Raw genomic sequence first — 15,033 nt, 5'->3', positions numbered from 1 at the left:
CTCGGCCGGTCAGCAGGACGCGGCCTCGAAGAGAATGTGCATCGCCCGGCGCAGCTCACCGATGTCGCGTACCGGATCGGGAAAGTCGAACCGGGCGTCGAAGCACGCGCGGGTGCCCTCGACGAACCGCACCCTGAGGCCGAAGCGGTCCAGTGCCACGGGCACCGCGTCGAGCCGGTGCTCCGCGCAGCCGCAGCCCGCCCGGTCCCCCAGCAGCGTGGACAGCGTGGCCATCCGCCCGGAGTGGACCGTGTGCAGATGCTGGAGCATCTCCGCCTCGTGCTCGGCCAGCGGATCGGCCACCGCGTCCCGGAAGGCCTCCGGGTCCACCTCCTCGCAGCCCCACAGATCGTCGACCGACGCCTCCCCGGTCTCCAGGCGGAGCATCATCCGGCCCGGCTGGGCCAGTCCCGGTACGGCTGTCAGCCAGCCTGCGATCCTGGCCCGGCCCCGGATACGGTGGGGCACGGAGACCGGAGCGACGTCGGTGATCTCCAGCACGGCGGTCAGCTCGTCGCCCTGGGCCCGCGTCGCGGCCCGTACGACGGGGGAGTCGACGGGGAAGCAGAGGAACAGATCCCCCTCCGGGCCGACGCTCCGGCCGGTGGGCATCAGCTGGTCCGGGTGGATCACCGAGAGCCCGGGTACGAGCAGTGCCGCGGAGCAGGTACTCTGTACGAGAGTTCGTGTGCGCTCGGCTGCTGACGGCATCCGAGTGATTTCAAGCCCGCTGGGACGCGGCTGACCACGATCAGATCGGCCTTCCGTCGTTGCAGCGCCTTTGTGTGCGCTGCCGCTGTCTGTGCTGTCCGTGATGTGTGTGGTGTTCCCAGGGCGAGACATGCGATCTCCTTGAGTAAGGTAAGCCTAACCTAACCTACAACGGAGGTCTGGAGAACGTGCCTAACCAGTCGCGTCCCAAGGTCAAGAAGTCGCGTGCCCTCGGCATCGCCCTGACGCCGAAGGCTGTCAAGTACTTCGAAGCCCGCCCCTACCCGCCGGGCGAGCACGGCCGTGGCCGCAAGCAGAACTCGGACTACAAGGTCCGTCTGCTCGAGAAGCAGCGTCTCCGCGCGCAGTACGACATCAGCGAGCGCCAGATGGCGCGCGCCTACGACCGTGCCCGTAAGGCCGAGGGCAAGACGGGCGAGGCGCTGGTCGTCGAGCTCGAGCGCCGCCTCGACGCCCTGGTCCTGCGTTCGGGCATCGCCCGCACCATCTACCAGGCCCGCCAGATGGTCGTCCACGGCCACATCGAGGTCAACGGCGGCAAGGTCGACAAGCCGTCCTTCCGCGTCCGCCCGGACGACATCGTCCAGGTCCGCGAGCGCAGCCGCTCCAAGGTCCCCTTCCAGGTGGCCCGCGAGGGTGGTTACGACACCGACGGTGAGACCCCGCGCTACCTCCAGGTGAACCTGAAGGCCCTGGCCTTCCGCCTGGACCGTGACCCGAACCGCAAGGAAATCCCGGTCATCTGCGACGAGCAGCTCGTCGTCGAGTACTACGCCCGCTGATCCGGACGTAGCTCTCAACCGAGCTCGGGCCCGCCCCTCCCCGGTGTACGGGAGGCGGCGGGCCTTCGCGTTTCCCCGGACGTGTCCGGCGGTGTGTCCTCGGCCCGGCCGGAACCGCCGTCCCCGAGGGGGCTCGGCTCCCCGCACACCGTGGTGGCCGTGCCGCGCAGTGCCCGAACCACCGCCTCCGCCGGTTCCAGCAGCCGGCCGGAGTGCCGCCCCGCCTCGTAGCGGACATCGCCGAGTTCCGCCCGCGCCCGCTTCTCGCACTCGGCCCGCGGCCTGCCGTAGTGGGCGGACCCGAACAAGGGCAGGCCCACCGACGGCCAGATCCGGTCCGCGGCGCCCTGCAGTACCGACGCCTCCGCCGCGTCACCCTCGACCGAGGTGATCAGCGCCAGGAGTTCCAGCGAGAGCACGGTGCCCAGCTGATCGTGGAAGGTGTGCGCGATGGACAGTGCCTCCCCGATCATCCGGCGCGCCCGTCCGCTGAACCCCGACTCCAGGGCCGCGTAGCCGAGGACGTACAGCGCGTAGGCCAGGGTCCACCGCTCCCCGTGGTCCTCGCAGATCTCCCGGACCTCGGCGCAGATCGTCGCCGCCGCGTCCAGGTCCCCCCGGAACGCCACGGCCATGCCCAGCTCGACCTGGGCCATCAGCACGTTGCTGTTGAGCTCGCCGATCTCCTGGTAGCGCGCGAGCGCGTCGCGCAGCAGTTCCTCGGCCCGGACAGGATCGTCCGTGACGAGCGACAGGCAGCCAGTCCGGTGCACCGCGTAGGCCGCGGCGGTGGCGTCCCCCGACCTTTCGCCCTCCTCGCGGCACTCCTGCAGGGCCGACACCGCGCCCACCCGGTCCCCCTGCAGCACGGCCACATAGCCGAGCACCCACAGCGCCTTCAGCCGGGAGTGGTCGTACGGAGTGTCCTCCTCCAGCACGTGGTCCAGCCAGTGGCGTCCTTCCGAGAGGCGGCCGCAGCCCGCCCAGTAGAACCAGAGCGTCCCCGCCAGGTACTGCGCGAGGTGCACCTCGTCCGGGCACTCCAGCGAGCACTCCATCGCCCGGCGCAGATTCGGGAGTTCGCTGTCGATCCGTGCCGCGACCTCCGCCTGCCGGGGGCTGAACCAGTCGAGTTCGCACCAGGTCGCGAGCCCCAGGTACCAGTCGCGGTGCCTGCGGCGCAGCCGCTCGGCGTCCCCGGTCGCCCGCAGCCACTGGGCGCCGTACTCGCGCACGGTGTCCAGGAGCCGGTACCGGCTGCCGGCCGGCGATTCCTCGCGCACCACGACGGACTGCGCGAGCAGTTCGTCCAGCACGTCCAGCACGGAGTCGGCCGGAAGGCCGGGCCCGCTGCAGATGTACTCGACGGCCTCCAGATCGAACTGCCCGGCGAACACCGAGAGCCGCGCCCACAGCAGCCGCTGTTCGGGGGCGCACAACTCGTGGCTCCAGCCGATGGCCGTGCGCAGCGTCCGATGGCGGGGGAGGGCGCTCGGGCTGCCGCCGGTCAGCAGCCGGAACCGGTCGTCCAGCCGGTGCAGCACCTGTTCCGTGGTCAGTGTCCTCAGCCGCCCGGCCGCGAGTTCCAGAGCCAGCGGGATCCCGTCGAGTCGTCGGCAGAGCTCGCGCGCGGTCTCCCGGCCGGCCTCCGTGAGCCGGAACCGGGGGCGTACCGCGGCGGCGCGCGTGGTGAAGAGCTCCAGCGCGTCCTCGTCGTTCAACGGATCGAGCGGGAAGGTGAGTTCGCCGTCCACCCGGAGCGGCCGGCGCCCCGCGGCCAGTACCTGGAGCCCCGGAGCCCGGCGCAGCAACTCCCGCACGAGAGGGGCGCAGGCGTCGACGAGATGCTCGAACCCGTCGATCACGAGGAGGAGCCGGCGCTCGGCGCAGTGCTCGACCAGGGTGACGCGCGGCGGCCTGTTCGTGTGGTCGGTGAGCCCCAGGGCATCCATCAGGGCGTGTTCCAGCAACTCGGTGTCGTGGACGGCTGACAGCTCCGCGAGCCAGACCCCGTCGCAGTACCGTTTCTCCGCCAGGGCCGCGACACGGGTCGCCACCCGTGTCTTGCCCACCCCCGCCACCCCGGCCACGGTCACGAGCCGAGAGCTCCCCAGGAGTGCGCCGATCTCGGCCAGTTCGTCCTCGCGTCCCACGAAGGCGTTCAGCTCGGCGGGGAGATTCCCGCGTACCGGGATGGGATCCGAGGCGCCGTCCGGGGGCGTGGGGCACTGAGGGTGTCGCATGAAACACGCAGAGTACTGGCACGTAAGCTCTCCGTACAATCGCCCTGGCCCCGGAGCCCCGCCGCCCCCGCACAATGCGGTACGGGGTGCGACGCCCGGCGCGATAGGCTCGGGGGACGACGATCGGCAGGGGTGGCAGGACACGCCGGCCGGGCGACGGCAGACAGAATCCGGCCGGGGGAGCCCCGGCCGACGAGGGCGACGAACAGGGAGCGGTGCACTGTGTCCGGTGGAGAGGTGGCCGGAATCCTGGTGGCCGTCTTCTGGGCGATCCTGGTCTCCTTCCTCGCCGTGGTACTGGTGAGGCTGGCCCAGACGCTCAGGGCGACCACCGCGCTGGTGGCGGACGTGACCGAGCAGGCTGTCCCGCTGCTCGCCGATGCCTCGGCCACCCTGCGCTCCGCGCAGACCCAGCTCGACAAGGTCGACGCCATCGCGAGCGATGTCCAGGAGGTCACCTCCAACGCCTCCGCGCTGTCGACCACCGTCGCGTCGACGTTCGGCGGACCGCTCGTGAAGGTCGCCGCGTTCGGCTACGGGGTGCGGCAGGCGATCGGCCGGCGTACCGCCGCCGATCCCGAACCTGACCGCCGTACCTCCCGCCGTACCGTGATCGTCGGCCGAACGGTGCCGTCCGCCCGTGGCAGGAAGCGGAACGGCCGAAGCTCCCGCGGACAGAAGGACTGATCCAGCGATGTTCCGCCGTACGTTCTGGTTCACCGCCGGCGCAGCCGCCGGTGTCTGGGCCACCACCAAGGTCAACCGCAAGATCCGGCAGCTGACCCCCGAGAGCCTCGCGGCGCAGGCCGCGGACAAGGCCGTCGAGGCGGGTCACAAGCTGAAGGACTTCGCCCTCGACGTCCGTGAGGGCATGGTCAGGCGCGAGGCCGAACTGGGCGGGGCACTCGGTATCGAGGCACCGGCCGACCCAGGGCTCGTCGCCCACCGCGCACTTCCCTACAACTCGAACAACCGGAATGAGGACCACTAATGGAGTCGGCTGAAATTCGCCGCCGCTGGCTGAGCTTCTTCGAGGAGCGCGGTCACACCGTCGTGCCTTCGGCGTCGCTCATCGCGGACGACCCGACTCTGCTGCTGGTCCCCGCGGGCATGGTTCCCTTCAAGCCGTACTTCCTCGGCGAGGTCAAGCCGCCCGCCCCGCGCGTCACCAGCGTGCAGAAGTGCGTGCGCACGCCGGACATCGAGGAGGTCGGCAAGACCACCCGCCACGGCACCTTCTTCCAGATGTGCGGCAACTTCTCGTTCGGCGACTACTTCAAGGAAGGCGCCATCGAGCTCGCCTGGGCGGCGCTCACCAACTCCGTGGCCGACGGCGGCTTCGGCCTCGACCCCGAGCGCCTGTGGATCACGGTCTACCTGGACGACGACGAGGCCGAGCAGATCTGGCGCGAGAAGATCGGCGTCCCCGCGGAGCGCATCCAGCGTCTGGGCAAGAAGGACAACTTCTGGTCCATGGGCGTCCCCGGCCCCTGCGGCCCGTGCTCCGAGATCAACTACGACCGCGGCCCCGAGTTCGGGATCGAGGGCGGCCCGGCCGTCAACGACGAGCGCTACGTGGAGATCTGGAACCTGGTCTTCATGCAGTACGAGCGCGGCGCCGGCGACGGCAAGGAGGACTTCCCGATCCTCGGCGACCTGCCGTCGCAGAACATCGACACCGGTCTCGGCCTCGAACGCCTCGCGATGATCCTGCAGGGCGTGCAGAACATGTACGAGACCGACACCCTGCGCGTCGTCATGGACAAGGCCACCGAGCTCACCGGTGTGCGCTACGGCGCCGAGCAGGCCTCCGACGTCTCGCTCCGCGTCGTCGCCGACCACATCCGCACCTCGGTGATGCTCATCGGCGACGGTGTGACCCCCGGCAACGAGGGCCGGGGCTACGTCCTGCGCCGCATCATGCGCCGCGCCATCCGCAACATGCGGCTCATGGGCGCGACCGGCCCGGTCGTCAAGGACCTCGTCGACGTCGTCGTCGACACGATGGGCCAGCAGTACCCGGAGCTCGTCACCGACCGCAAGCGCATCGAGACCGTGGCCCTCGCCGAGGAGGCCGCCTTCCTCAAGGCGCTCAAGGGCGGCACCAACATCCTGGACACCGCCGTCACCGAGACCAAGGCCGCGGGCGGCAAGGTCCTGGCCGGCGACAAGGCGTTCCTGCTCCACGACACCTGGGGCTTCCCGATCGACCTCACGCTGGAGATGGCCGCCGAACAGGGCCTCTCGGTCGACGAGGACGGCTTCCGCCGCCTGATGAAGGAGCAGCGGGAGCGCGCCAAGGCCGACGCCAAGGCCAAGAAGACCGGTCACGCCGACCTCTCCGCCTACCGCGAGGTCGCCGACACCGCCGGACTCACCGAGTTCACCGGCTACTGCTCCATCGAGGGCGAGTCGAAGATCGTCGGCCTGCTCGTCGACGGGGTCTCCTCGCCGGCCGCCTCCGAGGGCGACGAGGTCGAGGTCGTCCTCGACCGCACGCCCTTCTACGCCGAGGGCGGCGGCCAGCTCGCCGACCAGGGCCGGATCAGGCTCGACTCCGGCGCCGTGATCCAGATCCGCGACGTCCAGCAGCCGGTACCCGGCGTCTCGGTCCACAAGGGCTCGGTCCAGGTGGGCGAGGTGACCGTGGGCGCCTCCGCCTACGCCGCCATCGACAACACCCGCCGCCGCGCCATCGCCCGTGCCCACAGCGCCACCCACCTCACGCACCAGGCGCTGCGCGACGCCCTGGGCCCGACGGCCGCGCAGGCCGGTTCGGAGAACTCGCCCGGCCGCTTCCGCTTCGACTTCGGCTCGCCCGCCGCCGTCCCCGGCACGGTCCTCACCGACGTCGAGCAGAAGATCAACGAGGTCCTCTCCCGGGAGCTCGACGTCCAGGCCGAGGTCATGTCGATCGACGACGCCAAGAAGCAGGGCGCCATCGCCGAGTTCGGTGAGAAGTACGGCGAGCGGGTCCGTGTCGTCACCATCGGGGACTTCTCCAAGGAGCTCTGCGGCGGTACGCACGTCGGCAACACCGCCCAGCTGGGCCTGGTGAAGCTCCTCGGCGAGTCGTCCATCGGCTCGGGGGTCCGGCGCATCGAGGCGCTCGTCGGCGTCGACGCGTACAACTTCCTCGCCAAGGAGCACACGGTCGTCGCCCAGCTCCAGGAGCTGCTCAAGGGCCGTCCCGAGGAGCTCCCCGAGAAGATCTCCGGCATGCTCGGCAAGCTGAAGGACGCCGAGAAGGAGATCGAGAAGTTCCGCGCGGAGAAGGTGCTGGCCGCCGCCGCCGGACTGGTGGAGTCGGCCAAGGACGTGCGCGGGGTCGCACTGGTGACCGGACAGGTGCCGGACGGCACCTCCGCCGACGACCTGCGCAAGCTGGTCCTCGACGTCCGGGGACGCATCCAGGGTGGCCGGGCCGCCGTCGTGGCCCTGTTCACCACGGCCAACGGCCGTCCGCTGACGGTCATCGCCACCAACGAGGCGGCCCGCGAGCGCGGTCTCAAGGCCGGTGACCTGGTGCGTACGGCCGCCAAGACCCTCGGCGGCGGTGGCGGCGGCAAGCCGGACGTCGCCCAGGGCGGCGGACAGAACCCGGACGCCATCGGCGACGCCGTCGCCGCTGTCGAACGCCTCGTCACCGAGACGGCGTGACGCCGGAGATGTCGCAGATGCGCCGTGGACGCCGACTCGCGATCGATGTCGGTGATGCCCGTATCGGGGTCGCCTCGTGCGACCCCGACGGGATCCTCGCGACGCCGGTGGAGACCGTGCCGGGACGTGATGTCCCGGCCGCCCACCGGCGGCTCGGCCAGATCGTCGCGGAGTACGAGCCGATCGAGGTCGTCGTGGGGCTGCCCCGCTCCCTCGGCGGCGGTGAGGGCCCCGCGGCCGCGAAGGTCCGTGCCTTCGCGCAGGTGTTCGCCGCTGCGATCGCACCGATTCCGGTACGTCTTCTGGACGAGAGGATGACCACAGTGACGGCCGCTCAGGGGATGCGCGCTTCGGGCGTGAAGTCCAAGAAGGGCCGGTCTGTCATCGACCAGGCTGCCGCTGTGGTGATCCTCCAGAACGCTCTGGAGTCCGAACGGGCGTCAGGCGTTGCCCCGGGAGAGGGCGTCGAAGTGGTGGCCTGATCGCGATACGGTAACGTTCCGCGCGATGCGCCGGTGTTCGAACAGACACCGCACAGCAAAGCGAAGAGACGGAGCGTCGTCTCGCGGCTCAAGGGGATCGATGACTGAGTATGGCCGGGGCTCCGGCTCCGAACCGTGGCATCCCGAGGACCCCTTGTACGGGGACCAGGGGTGGGGAGGCCATCAGGCCGCCCACGGCCAGGGGCAGGGCCAGGGTCAGTACGACGGCCGGCAGCAGCCCTACCCGCAGGACCCGTACGCGCAGCAGGGCTACCCGCAGGACCCGTACGCCCAGCAGCAGTACCCGCAGGACCCGTACCAGCAGCAGCCGCACGGCGCCCCGCAGGACCCCTACGCCCAGCAGCCCCGGCAGCCCCAGTACGACGAGGGCGGCTGGGACACCGGTCAGCACCCGGCGATGCCGTACGGCGCCCAGCAGCCGTACGGCAACGACGCCGGGGGCTACCACGGGCAGGCCGACCACTACGGCACCCCCGACGCCTACCCCCCGCCGCAGCCTCCCGGCCGTCGCGACCAGGCCCCCGCCCAGCAGCCGCGACAGGAGCAGGACTGGGACCCGGACGCCCCGCAGGAGGAGACGCATCCTTTCTTCACGGGTGCGGACGAACCGGCCGACGACCGTGAGTCCGGCCGGCGCACCCGTTCCCGCTCCCGCGAGGACGACCTCGACGAATACGACGACGACCCGCGCGACTCCCGCCGTGGCGGTGGCGAGCGCCGCGGCAAGGGCAAGAAGAAGAGCCGCAACGGCTGCGCCTGCCTCGGTGTTGCGGCGGTCCTCGTGGGCGGCCTCGGAGTCGTGGGGTACTTCGGGTACTCGTACTTCCAGAGCCAGTTCGGTGAAGCGCCCGACTACACGGGCAGCGGCACGGGGTCGGTCGAGGTGGAGATCCCGGAGGGCGCGTACGGGAACGAGATCGCGAACATCCTGAAGAAGGCCGGCGTGGTGAAATCCGAGGATGCCTTCATCTCGGCGCAGGGTGCGAACCCCAAGGGGAAGTCTCTTCAGGCGGGTGTGTATCTCCTCAAGAAGGAGATGTCGGCCGAGAACGCCGTCGAATTGATGCTCGACCCGAAGAGCCAGAACGCACTGGTCATTCCCGAGGGGACGAGTGCTGCCGGGATCTACCAGAAGATCGACACCAGGTTGGACCTGAAAGCCGGAACCACGGCCGGGGTCGCCAAGACCAAGGCCGAGAGTCTCGGGCTGCCCGACTGGGCGGACGACGATCCGAAGATCAAGGACCCTCTGGAAGGATTCCTCTTCCCGGCGGCCTACGCGGTCCCCAAGGGCTCGAAGCCCGAGGACGCGCTGAAGAAGATGGTCACCCGGGCCAACCAGGAGTACGGGAAGCTCGACCTGGAGCAGAACGCCAAGAAGCTGAACCTGAAGTCCCCGCTCGACGTCATCACCGTGGCGAGCCTGGTTCAGAAGGAAGGCAAGTACAAACACGACTTCGACAAGGTCGCGCGGGTGGTCTACAACCGGCTCAAACCGAACAACACACAGACCGTCGGGCGGCTGGAATTCGACTCGACCATCAATTACATCCGTGCGGAGAGCACGCTGGACGTGGGTGCGGTCGACGACCTCCGGAAGATCGACGATCCCTACAACACGTACAGCATCAAGGGCCTGCCGCTCGGGCCGATCTCCAATCCGGGTGCCGACGCCCTGCACTCGGCGATCAACCCCGCCGACGGTCCCTGGTACTACTTCGTCTCCGTCACCGAGGACAAGACCGTCTTCGCCGTGACCAACGAGGAGCACAACCGCAACCGCGAGAAGTACGAAGAGAACAAGGGAGACCAGTGAGTACCCGCCGCCGGGCCGCCGTCCTCGGCTCCCCGATCGCCCACTCGCTCTCCCCGGTCCTGCACAGGGCCGCCTACGCCGCGCTGGGGCTCGACACCTGGTCGTACGACCGCTTCGAGGTCGACGAGGCGGCGCTCCCCGGATTCGTGCAGGGACTGGACGCCGGCTGGGCGGGACTCTCCCTGACCATGCCGCTGAAGCGTGCGGTCATCCCGCTGCTCGACGGGATCAGCGCGACGGCCGCCTCCGTCGAAGCCGTCAACACCGTGGTCTTCGACGAGGACGGCGGCCGGACCGGCGACAACACCGACATCCCCGGCATGATCGCGGCGCTCCGTGAGCGCGGGGTCGAGAAGGTCGAGGCCGCGGCCGTTCTCGGGGCCGGCGCCACCGCGTCCTCCGCGCTGGCGGCGCTCGCGGAGATCTGCTCGGGCCAGGTCACCGCCTACGTGCGCAGCGCGGCACGGGCCGACGAGATGCGTGGCTGGGGCGAACGCCTCGGCGTCGACGTCCGGATCGCCGACTGGGCGGATGCCGATGAGGCCCTGCACGCACCCCTGGTGATCGCCACGACACCCGCCGGTGCCACGGACGCGCTCGCGGAAGCGATCCCCGCGGCGCCGGGCACCCTCTTCGACGTGCTGTACGACCCCTGGCCGACCGCCCTGGCCTCCCGCTGGTCCGGAGCCGGTGCCCAGGTCGTGGGAGGCCTCGACCTCCTGGTGCACCAGGCCGTCCTCCAGGTGGAGCAGATGACGGGGCTGGACGCGCCGCTCGGGGTCATGCGCGCGGCGGGGGAAGCGGCGCTCGTGGCGCAGGGCCACTAGGGCTCGCGCAACCCGCGGCTGACGTTCCGTACCGGCTCGGGTTCCCGTTCTCCCGGCACGGGGACGGGACCCGCCGCGTCCGTCCCCTGGACCGGAGGCAGGTGGTCGTCCCCGTTCATGGGAGGATCAGGGGCGGCGGGCCAGGGCCGCGCACCCGGTCGCGCCGTTGCAGTTACAGGCGCGAGCATGAGGAGCACCGTTGAGCAGGTTGCGCTGGCTGACCGCCGGAGAGTCGCACGGCCCCGCACTGGTGGCGACGCTGGAGGGTCTTCCCGCCGGTATCCCCGTCACCACGGAGATGGTGGCGGATGCGCTCGCCAGGCGACGGCTCGGTTACGGGCGTGGTGCCCGGATGAAGTTCGAGCGGGACGAGGTCACCTTCCTCGGCGGCGTCCGCCACGGCCTGACCATGGGTTCGCCGGTCGCGGTCATGGTGGGCAACACCGAGTGGCCCAAGTGGGAGCAGGTCATGTCGGCCGACCCGGTCGACCCCGAGGTGCTGGCCACCCAGGCCCGCAACGCCCCGCTGACCCGGCCCCGCCCCGGCCACGCCGACCTCGCGGGGATGCAGAAGTACGGCTTCGACGAGGCCCGCCCGGTCCTGGAGCGCGCGAGCGCCCGGGAGACCGCGGCCCGTGTCGCCCTCGGAGCCGTCGCACGCTCCTACCTCAAGGAGACCGCGGGCATCGAGATCGTCTCCCACGTCGTCGAACTGGCCGCGGCCAAGGCGCCCTACGGTGTCTACCCGAAGCCGTCCGACGTGGAGCGGCTCGACGCCGACCCCGTGCGCTGCCTCGACGCGGACGCGTCGAAGGCGATGGTGGCGGAGATCGACCAGGCCCACAAGGACGGCGACACCCTCGGCGGAGTCGTCGAGGTGCTCGCCTACGGCGTGCCCGTCGGCCTCGGCTCGCACGTGCACTGGGACCGCAAGCTGGACGCCCGACTGGCCGGCGCGCTCATGGGCATCCAGGCCATCAAGGGCGTCGAGGTCGGCGACGGATTCGACCTGGCGCGGGTGCCCGGTTCCAAGGCCCACGACGAGATCCTGGCCACCGAGAACGGCATCAAGCGGGCCTCCGGCCGCGCGGGCGGTACCGAGGGCGGCCTGACCACCGGCGAGCTGCTGCGCGTCCGCGCCGCGATGAAGCCCATCGCCACGGTGCCCCGCGCGCTTGCCACGGTCGACGTGGTGACCGGTGAGGCCGCCAAGGCCCACCACCAGCGGTCCGACGTCTGTGCAGTCCCGGCCGCCGGGATCGTCGCGGAGGCGATGGTGGCCCTGGTGCTCGCCGACGCGGTCGCGGAGAAGTTCGGCGGCGACAGCGTCGCCGAGACCCACCGCAACGTCCAGTCGTACCTCTCCCACCTCCAGATCCGGTGAGCGGCCCACTGATCGTCCTAGTCGGCCCGATGGGGGTCGGCAAGTCCACGGTGGGGGAGCTGCTCGCCGAGCGCCTCGGCACCACCTACCGCGACACCGACGCCGACGTCGTGGCGACGGCGGGCAAGGCGATCTCGGAGATCTTCTTCGACGAGGGCGAGGAACGCTTCCGCTCCCTGGAGCGGCAGGCCGTCCGGGACGCGGTCGAGCAGCACACCGGCGTCCTCGCGCTCGGTGGCGGGGCCGTGCTCGACGGGGAGACCCGCGCGCTGCTCGCCGGCCGCCGGGTGGTCTACCTCTCCATGGACGTGGACGAGGCCGTCCGGCGCGTCGGGCTGAACACCGCCCGCCCGCTGCTCGCGGTGAACCCGCGACGGCAGTGGCGTGAGCTGATGGACGCCCGGCGCCCCCTCTACGAAGAGGTGGCCGCCGTGACCGTCGCCACCGACGAACGCACCCCCGAAGAGGTCGCCCAGGCGATCATCGACGCAACGGAGCTGCCGGAGCGCACGGACCAGACCGTGACGTCCGGCCGGGAGAACCCAGGTATGACCGAGCAGGGCACCACGCGCATCCAGATCGCCGGCACCGCGGGCACCGACGCCTACGAGGTGCTCGTCGGGCGTCAGCTCCTCGGCGAGCTCCCCAACCTCATCGGTGACCGAGCCAAGCGGGTCGCCGTACTGCACCCCGAAGCGCTCGCCGAGACCGGTGAGGCCGTGCGTGAGGACCTCGCCGCCCAGGGCTACGAGGCCATCGCGATCCAACTGCCGAACGCCGAGGAGGCCAAGACCGTCGAGGTCGCCGCCTACTGCTGGAAGGCGCTCGGACAGACCGGGTTCACCCGGACCGACGTCATCGTCGGCGTCGGCGGCGGAGCCACCACCGACGTCGCCGGATTCGTCGCCGCCTCCTGGCTGCGCGGAGTCCGCTGGATCGCCGTACCGACGACCGTGCTCGCCATGGTCGACGCGGCCGTCGGCGGCAAGACCGGCATCAACACCGCCGAGGGCAAGAACCTCGTCGGCGCGTTCCACCCGCCCGCCGGCGTCCTCTGCGACCTGGCCGCGCTGGACTCGCTGCCGGTCCACGACTACGTCTCCGGGCTGGCCGAGATCATCAAGGCCGGCTTCATCGCCGACCCGGTGATCCTCGACCTGATCGAGGCGGACCCCGAGGCCGCGCGTACCCCCAACGGCCCGCACACCGCCGAGCTGATCGAGCGTTCCATCCGGGTCAAGGCCGAGGTCGTCTCCAGCGACCTCAAGGAGTCCGGCCTGCGGGAGATCCTCAACTACGGGCACACCCTGGGTCACGCCATCGAGAAGAACGAGCGCTACAAGTGGCGCCACGGTGCCGCCGTCTCGGTCGGCATGGTCTTCGCCGCCGAGCTCGGACGGCTCGCGGGACGCCTCGACGACGCCACCGCGGACCGGCACCGCGCCGTCCTGGAGTCCGTCGGGCTGCCTCTCACCTACCGGGGCGACCAGTGGCCCAAGCTCCTGGAGAACATGAAGGTCGACAAGAAGTCCCGGGGTGACCTGCTCCGCTTCATCGTCCTGGACGGCATCGGCAAGCCCAGCGTGCTGGAGGGCCCCGACCCGGCCGTCCTGCTCGCCGCGTACGGGGAGGTCTCCGCGTGACGGTCCGCCGCGTCCTGGTGCTGAACGGCCCGAACCTCGGACGGCTCGGTTCCCGGGAGCCCGACGTGTACGGGGCGACGTCCTACGCCGGCCTGGTCGACACCTGCCAGGCGCTCGGCAAGGAGCTCGGCTTCGACGTCGAGGTCCGCGAGACCAACGACGAGGGTGAGCTGATCCGCTGGCTCCACGAGGCGGCGGACGGTTCCGTCCCGGTCGTCATCAACCCGGGTGCCTTCACGCACTACTCGTACGGGATGCGCGACGCGGCCGCCCAGCGCACCGCCCCGCTGATCGAGGTGCACATCTCGAATCCGTACGCGCGTGAGGAGTTCCGCCACACCTCCGTCATCGCCCCGGTGGCCACCGGCACCGTGGCGGGGTTCGGCATCGGCTCCTACCGGCTCGCACTGCGGGCCCTGGCCGACGAACTGACGGACTGAGGAACGGATACGGGCACTTCGTACCCTCCCCGCCCGTTCACCCTGTGGCGGCCGGGGAGGGTACGGTTGCCGTTCGACCAGCGGCAGTTGCCTGTACGAGACGGAGTGCCACCGGATGCAGCACGCAGTGGGGGCTCCGCTGCCTCCGCCCCAGGGGCCGGCCGGCCATGGACCGTGGACGCACCACGCCCAGCACCCGGGGAACCCCGGCCAGGCGGGGCCGCCGCTCCCGCCTCCGGCGCCGGGAGGGCCGCCGCAGGCACCCGTCCCCCCGCACGCCATCCCCTCCCCGCCCCTGCCGGACACCACCGGGCACGTCCGGCTGCCACCGGGCGGGCCCGTCGGTCTGCCCGCGCCCGTCACGGACCAGGGGACCGGCTCCGCCACCCTGGCCGTACTCCTGATCGGTCCCGCCGGAGCGGGCAAGACGACGGTCGCGAAGCTCTGGGCGGGGCGCCGCCGCGTCCCCACGGCCCATGTCTCCCTCGACGACGTCCGCGAATGGGTCTGCTCCGGTTTCGCCGACCCCCAGGCCGGCTGGAACGACCACTCCGAGGCCCAGTACCGGCTGGCCCGGCGGACCTGCGGCTTCGCCGCCCGGAACTTCCTGGCCAACGGCATCTCCTGCATCCTCGACGACGCCGTCTTCCCCGACCGGCCCGTGGTCGGCCTCGGGGGCTGGAAGCGGCACGTCGGCCCGGGGCTGCTGCCCGTCGTCCTCCTCCCCGGCCTGGAGGTGGTCCTGGAACGCAACGCGGCGCGCAGTGGCAACCGCAGGCTCTCCGACGAGGAGGTCGCCCGGATCCACGGGCGGATGGCCGGCTGGTACGGCTCAGGTCTGCCGATCATCGACAACTCCACCTACGACGTCGAGACGACCGCACGGGTCCTGGACGACGTCCTGGCCCGCTCCATAGCCAGCCCGCCCGCCTGGTAGACGCCCCGCGTTGCCCGGTCGGGTGCACAGGCCGGGCGGGGTCGGGCCCCCGCTCGTAGGCTCGGT

At 71.0% G+C, this 15,033-nt stretch carries 13 protein-coding genes; 11 read left to right on the top strand and 2 right to left on the bottom strand.

Annotated features, from left to right (window positions below; translation table 11 throughout):
• Positions 1-9 precede the first annotated feature (9 nt).
• Positions 10-711, bottom strand: a complete 702-nt coding sequence (locus ACGFNN_RS31270) for a DUF2470 domain-containing protein (protein WP_393560995.1) — start codon at positions 709-711, stop codon at positions 10-12.
• A gap of 188 nt (positions 712-899) precedes the next feature.
• Between ACGFNN_RS31270 and rpsD the strand changes: the two genes are divergently transcribed.
• Complete coding sequence (rpsD, locus tag ACGFNN_RS31265) at positions 900-1,514, top strand: 30S ribosomal protein S4 (protein WP_069173264.1); 615 nt, start codon at positions 900-902, stop codon at positions 1,512-1,514.
• Positions 1,515-1,528: 14 nt separating this feature from the next.
• Here rpsD and ACGFNN_RS31260 read toward each other — a convergent pair whose 3' ends face one another.
• Positions 1,529-3,757, bottom strand: coding sequence for an ATP-binding protein (locus tag ACGFNN_RS31260; RefSeq protein ID WP_393560992.1), 2,229 nt, complete (start codon positions 3,755-3,757; stop codon positions 1,529-1,531).
• Between the two features lie 237 nt (positions 3,758-3,994).
• Between ACGFNN_RS31260 and ACGFNN_RS31255 the strand changes: the two genes are divergently transcribed.
• The 10 genes from ACGFNN_RS31255 (at position 3,995) to ACGFNN_RS31210 (ending at position 14,967) form a co-directional block, all read left to right on the top strand.
• Positions 3,995-4,444 (top strand): DUF948 domain-containing protein, encoded by a 450-nt coding sequence (locus tag ACGFNN_RS31255; protein WP_393561098.1) that lies wholly within the window; start codon positions 3,995-3,997, stop codon positions 4,442-4,444.
• A 7-nt stretch (positions 4,445-4,451) separates the two neighbouring features.
• Entirely contained in the window at positions 4,452-4,748 is a 297-nt protein-coding gene (locus tag ACGFNN_RS31250) for a hypothetical protein (RefSeq protein WP_362553955.1), read from the top strand.
• Positions 4,748-7,417, top strand: a complete 2,670-nt coding sequence (alaS, locus tag ACGFNN_RS31245) for an alanine--tRNA ligase (RefSeq protein ID WP_393560990.1) — start codon at positions 4,748-4,750, stop codon at positions 7,415-7,417. The genes ACGFNN_RS31250 and alaS overlap by 1 nt, the downstream gene beginning before the upstream one ends.
• Before the next feature lie 8 nt (positions 7,418-7,425).
• Complete coding sequence (ruvX, locus tag ACGFNN_RS31240; RefSeq protein WP_362554065.1) at positions 7,426-7,899, top strand: Holliday junction resolvase RuvX; 474 nt, start codon at positions 7,426-7,428, stop codon at positions 7,897-7,899.
• 100 nt (positions 7,900-7,999) lie between these two features.
• Complete coding sequence (gene mltG, locus ACGFNN_RS31235; protein ID WP_393560988.1) at positions 8,000-9,736, top strand: endolytic transglycosylase MltG; 1,737 nt, start codon at positions 8,000-8,002, stop codon at positions 9,734-9,736.
• Positions 9,733-10,563 carry a shikimate dehydrogenase gene (locus ACGFNN_RS31230; RefSeq protein ID WP_393560986.1) on the top strand — a complete coding sequence of 277 codons (831 nt, stop codon included), beginning with the start codon at positions 9,733-9,735 and terminating at the stop codon, positions 10,561-10,563. Before mltG ends, ACGFNN_RS31230 begins: the two co-directional genes overlap by 4 nt.
• Positions 10,564-10,762: 199 nt before the next feature.
• Positions 10,763-11,947 (top strand): chorismate synthase, encoded by a 1,185-nt coding sequence (gene aroC, locus ACGFNN_RS31225; protein ID WP_362553943.1) that lies wholly within the window; start codon positions 10,763-10,765, stop codon positions 11,945-11,947.
• The gene (gene aroB, locus ACGFNN_RS31220; protein WP_393560983.1) at positions 11,944-13,590 is read left to right on the top strand and encodes a 3-dehydroquinate synthase; all 1,647 of its coding nucleotides are present in this window, start codon (positions 11,944-11,946) and stop codon (positions 13,588-13,590) included. Before aroC ends, aroB begins: the two co-directional genes overlap by 4 nt.
• On the top strand, positions 13,587-14,030 hold the full coding sequence (aroQ, locus tag ACGFNN_RS31215; RefSeq protein WP_362553937.1) for a type II 3-dehydroquinate dehydratase: 444 nt from the start codon (positions 13,587-13,589) through the stop codon (positions 14,028-14,030). Before aroB ends, aroQ begins: the two co-directional genes overlap by 4 nt.
• Before the next feature lie 115 nt (positions 14,031-14,145).
• Positions 14,146-14,967, top strand: coding sequence for a Pro-rich N-terminal domain-containing protein (locus ACGFNN_RS31210; RefSeq protein WP_393560981.1), 822 nt, complete (start codon positions 14,146-14,148; stop codon positions 14,965-14,967).
• Positions 14,968-15,033: the final 66 nt, after the last annotated feature.

Origin of the sequence: Streptomyces sp. NPDC048590 (assembly GCF_043199535.1) — a bacterium.
GTDB lineage: Bacteria > Actinomycetota > Actinomycetes > Streptomycetales > Streptomycetaceae > Streptomyces.
Note: the sequence above shows the minus strand (reverse complement) of the source record. Positions and strands in the feature narration are given on the sequence as shown.

Excerpts from the sequence above, each read along its gene's own strand:
- ACGFNN_RS31270 (WP_393560995.1), bottom strand. The coding sequence starts at position 711 with ATGCCGTCAGCAGCCGAGCGCACACGAACTCTCGTACAGAGTACCTGC.
- ACGFNN_RS31260 (WP_393560992.1), bottom strand. The coding sequence starts at position 3,757 with ATGCGACACCCTCAGTGCCCCACGCCCCCGGACGGCGCCTCGGATCCC.
- ACGFNN_RS31250 (WP_362553955.1), top strand. The coding sequence starts at position 4,452 with ATGTTCCGCCGTACGTTCTGGTTCACCGCCGGCGCAGCCGCCGGTGTC.
- alaS (WP_393560990.1), top strand. The coding sequence starts at position 4,748 with ATGGAGTCGGCTGAAATTCGCCGCCGCTGGCTGAGCTTCTTCGAGGAG.
- ruvX (WP_362554065.1), top strand. The coding sequence starts at position 7,426 with ATGTCGCAGATGCGCCGTGGACGCCGACTCGCGATCGATGTCGGTGAT.
- mltG (WP_393560988.1), top strand. The coding sequence starts at position 8,000 with ATGACTGAGTATGGCCGGGGCTCCGGCTCCGAACCGTGGCATCCCGAG.
- ACGFNN_RS31210 (WP_393560981.1), top strand. The coding sequence starts at position 14,146 with ATGCAGCACGCAGTGGGGGCTCCGCTGCCTCCGCCCCAGGGGCCGGCC.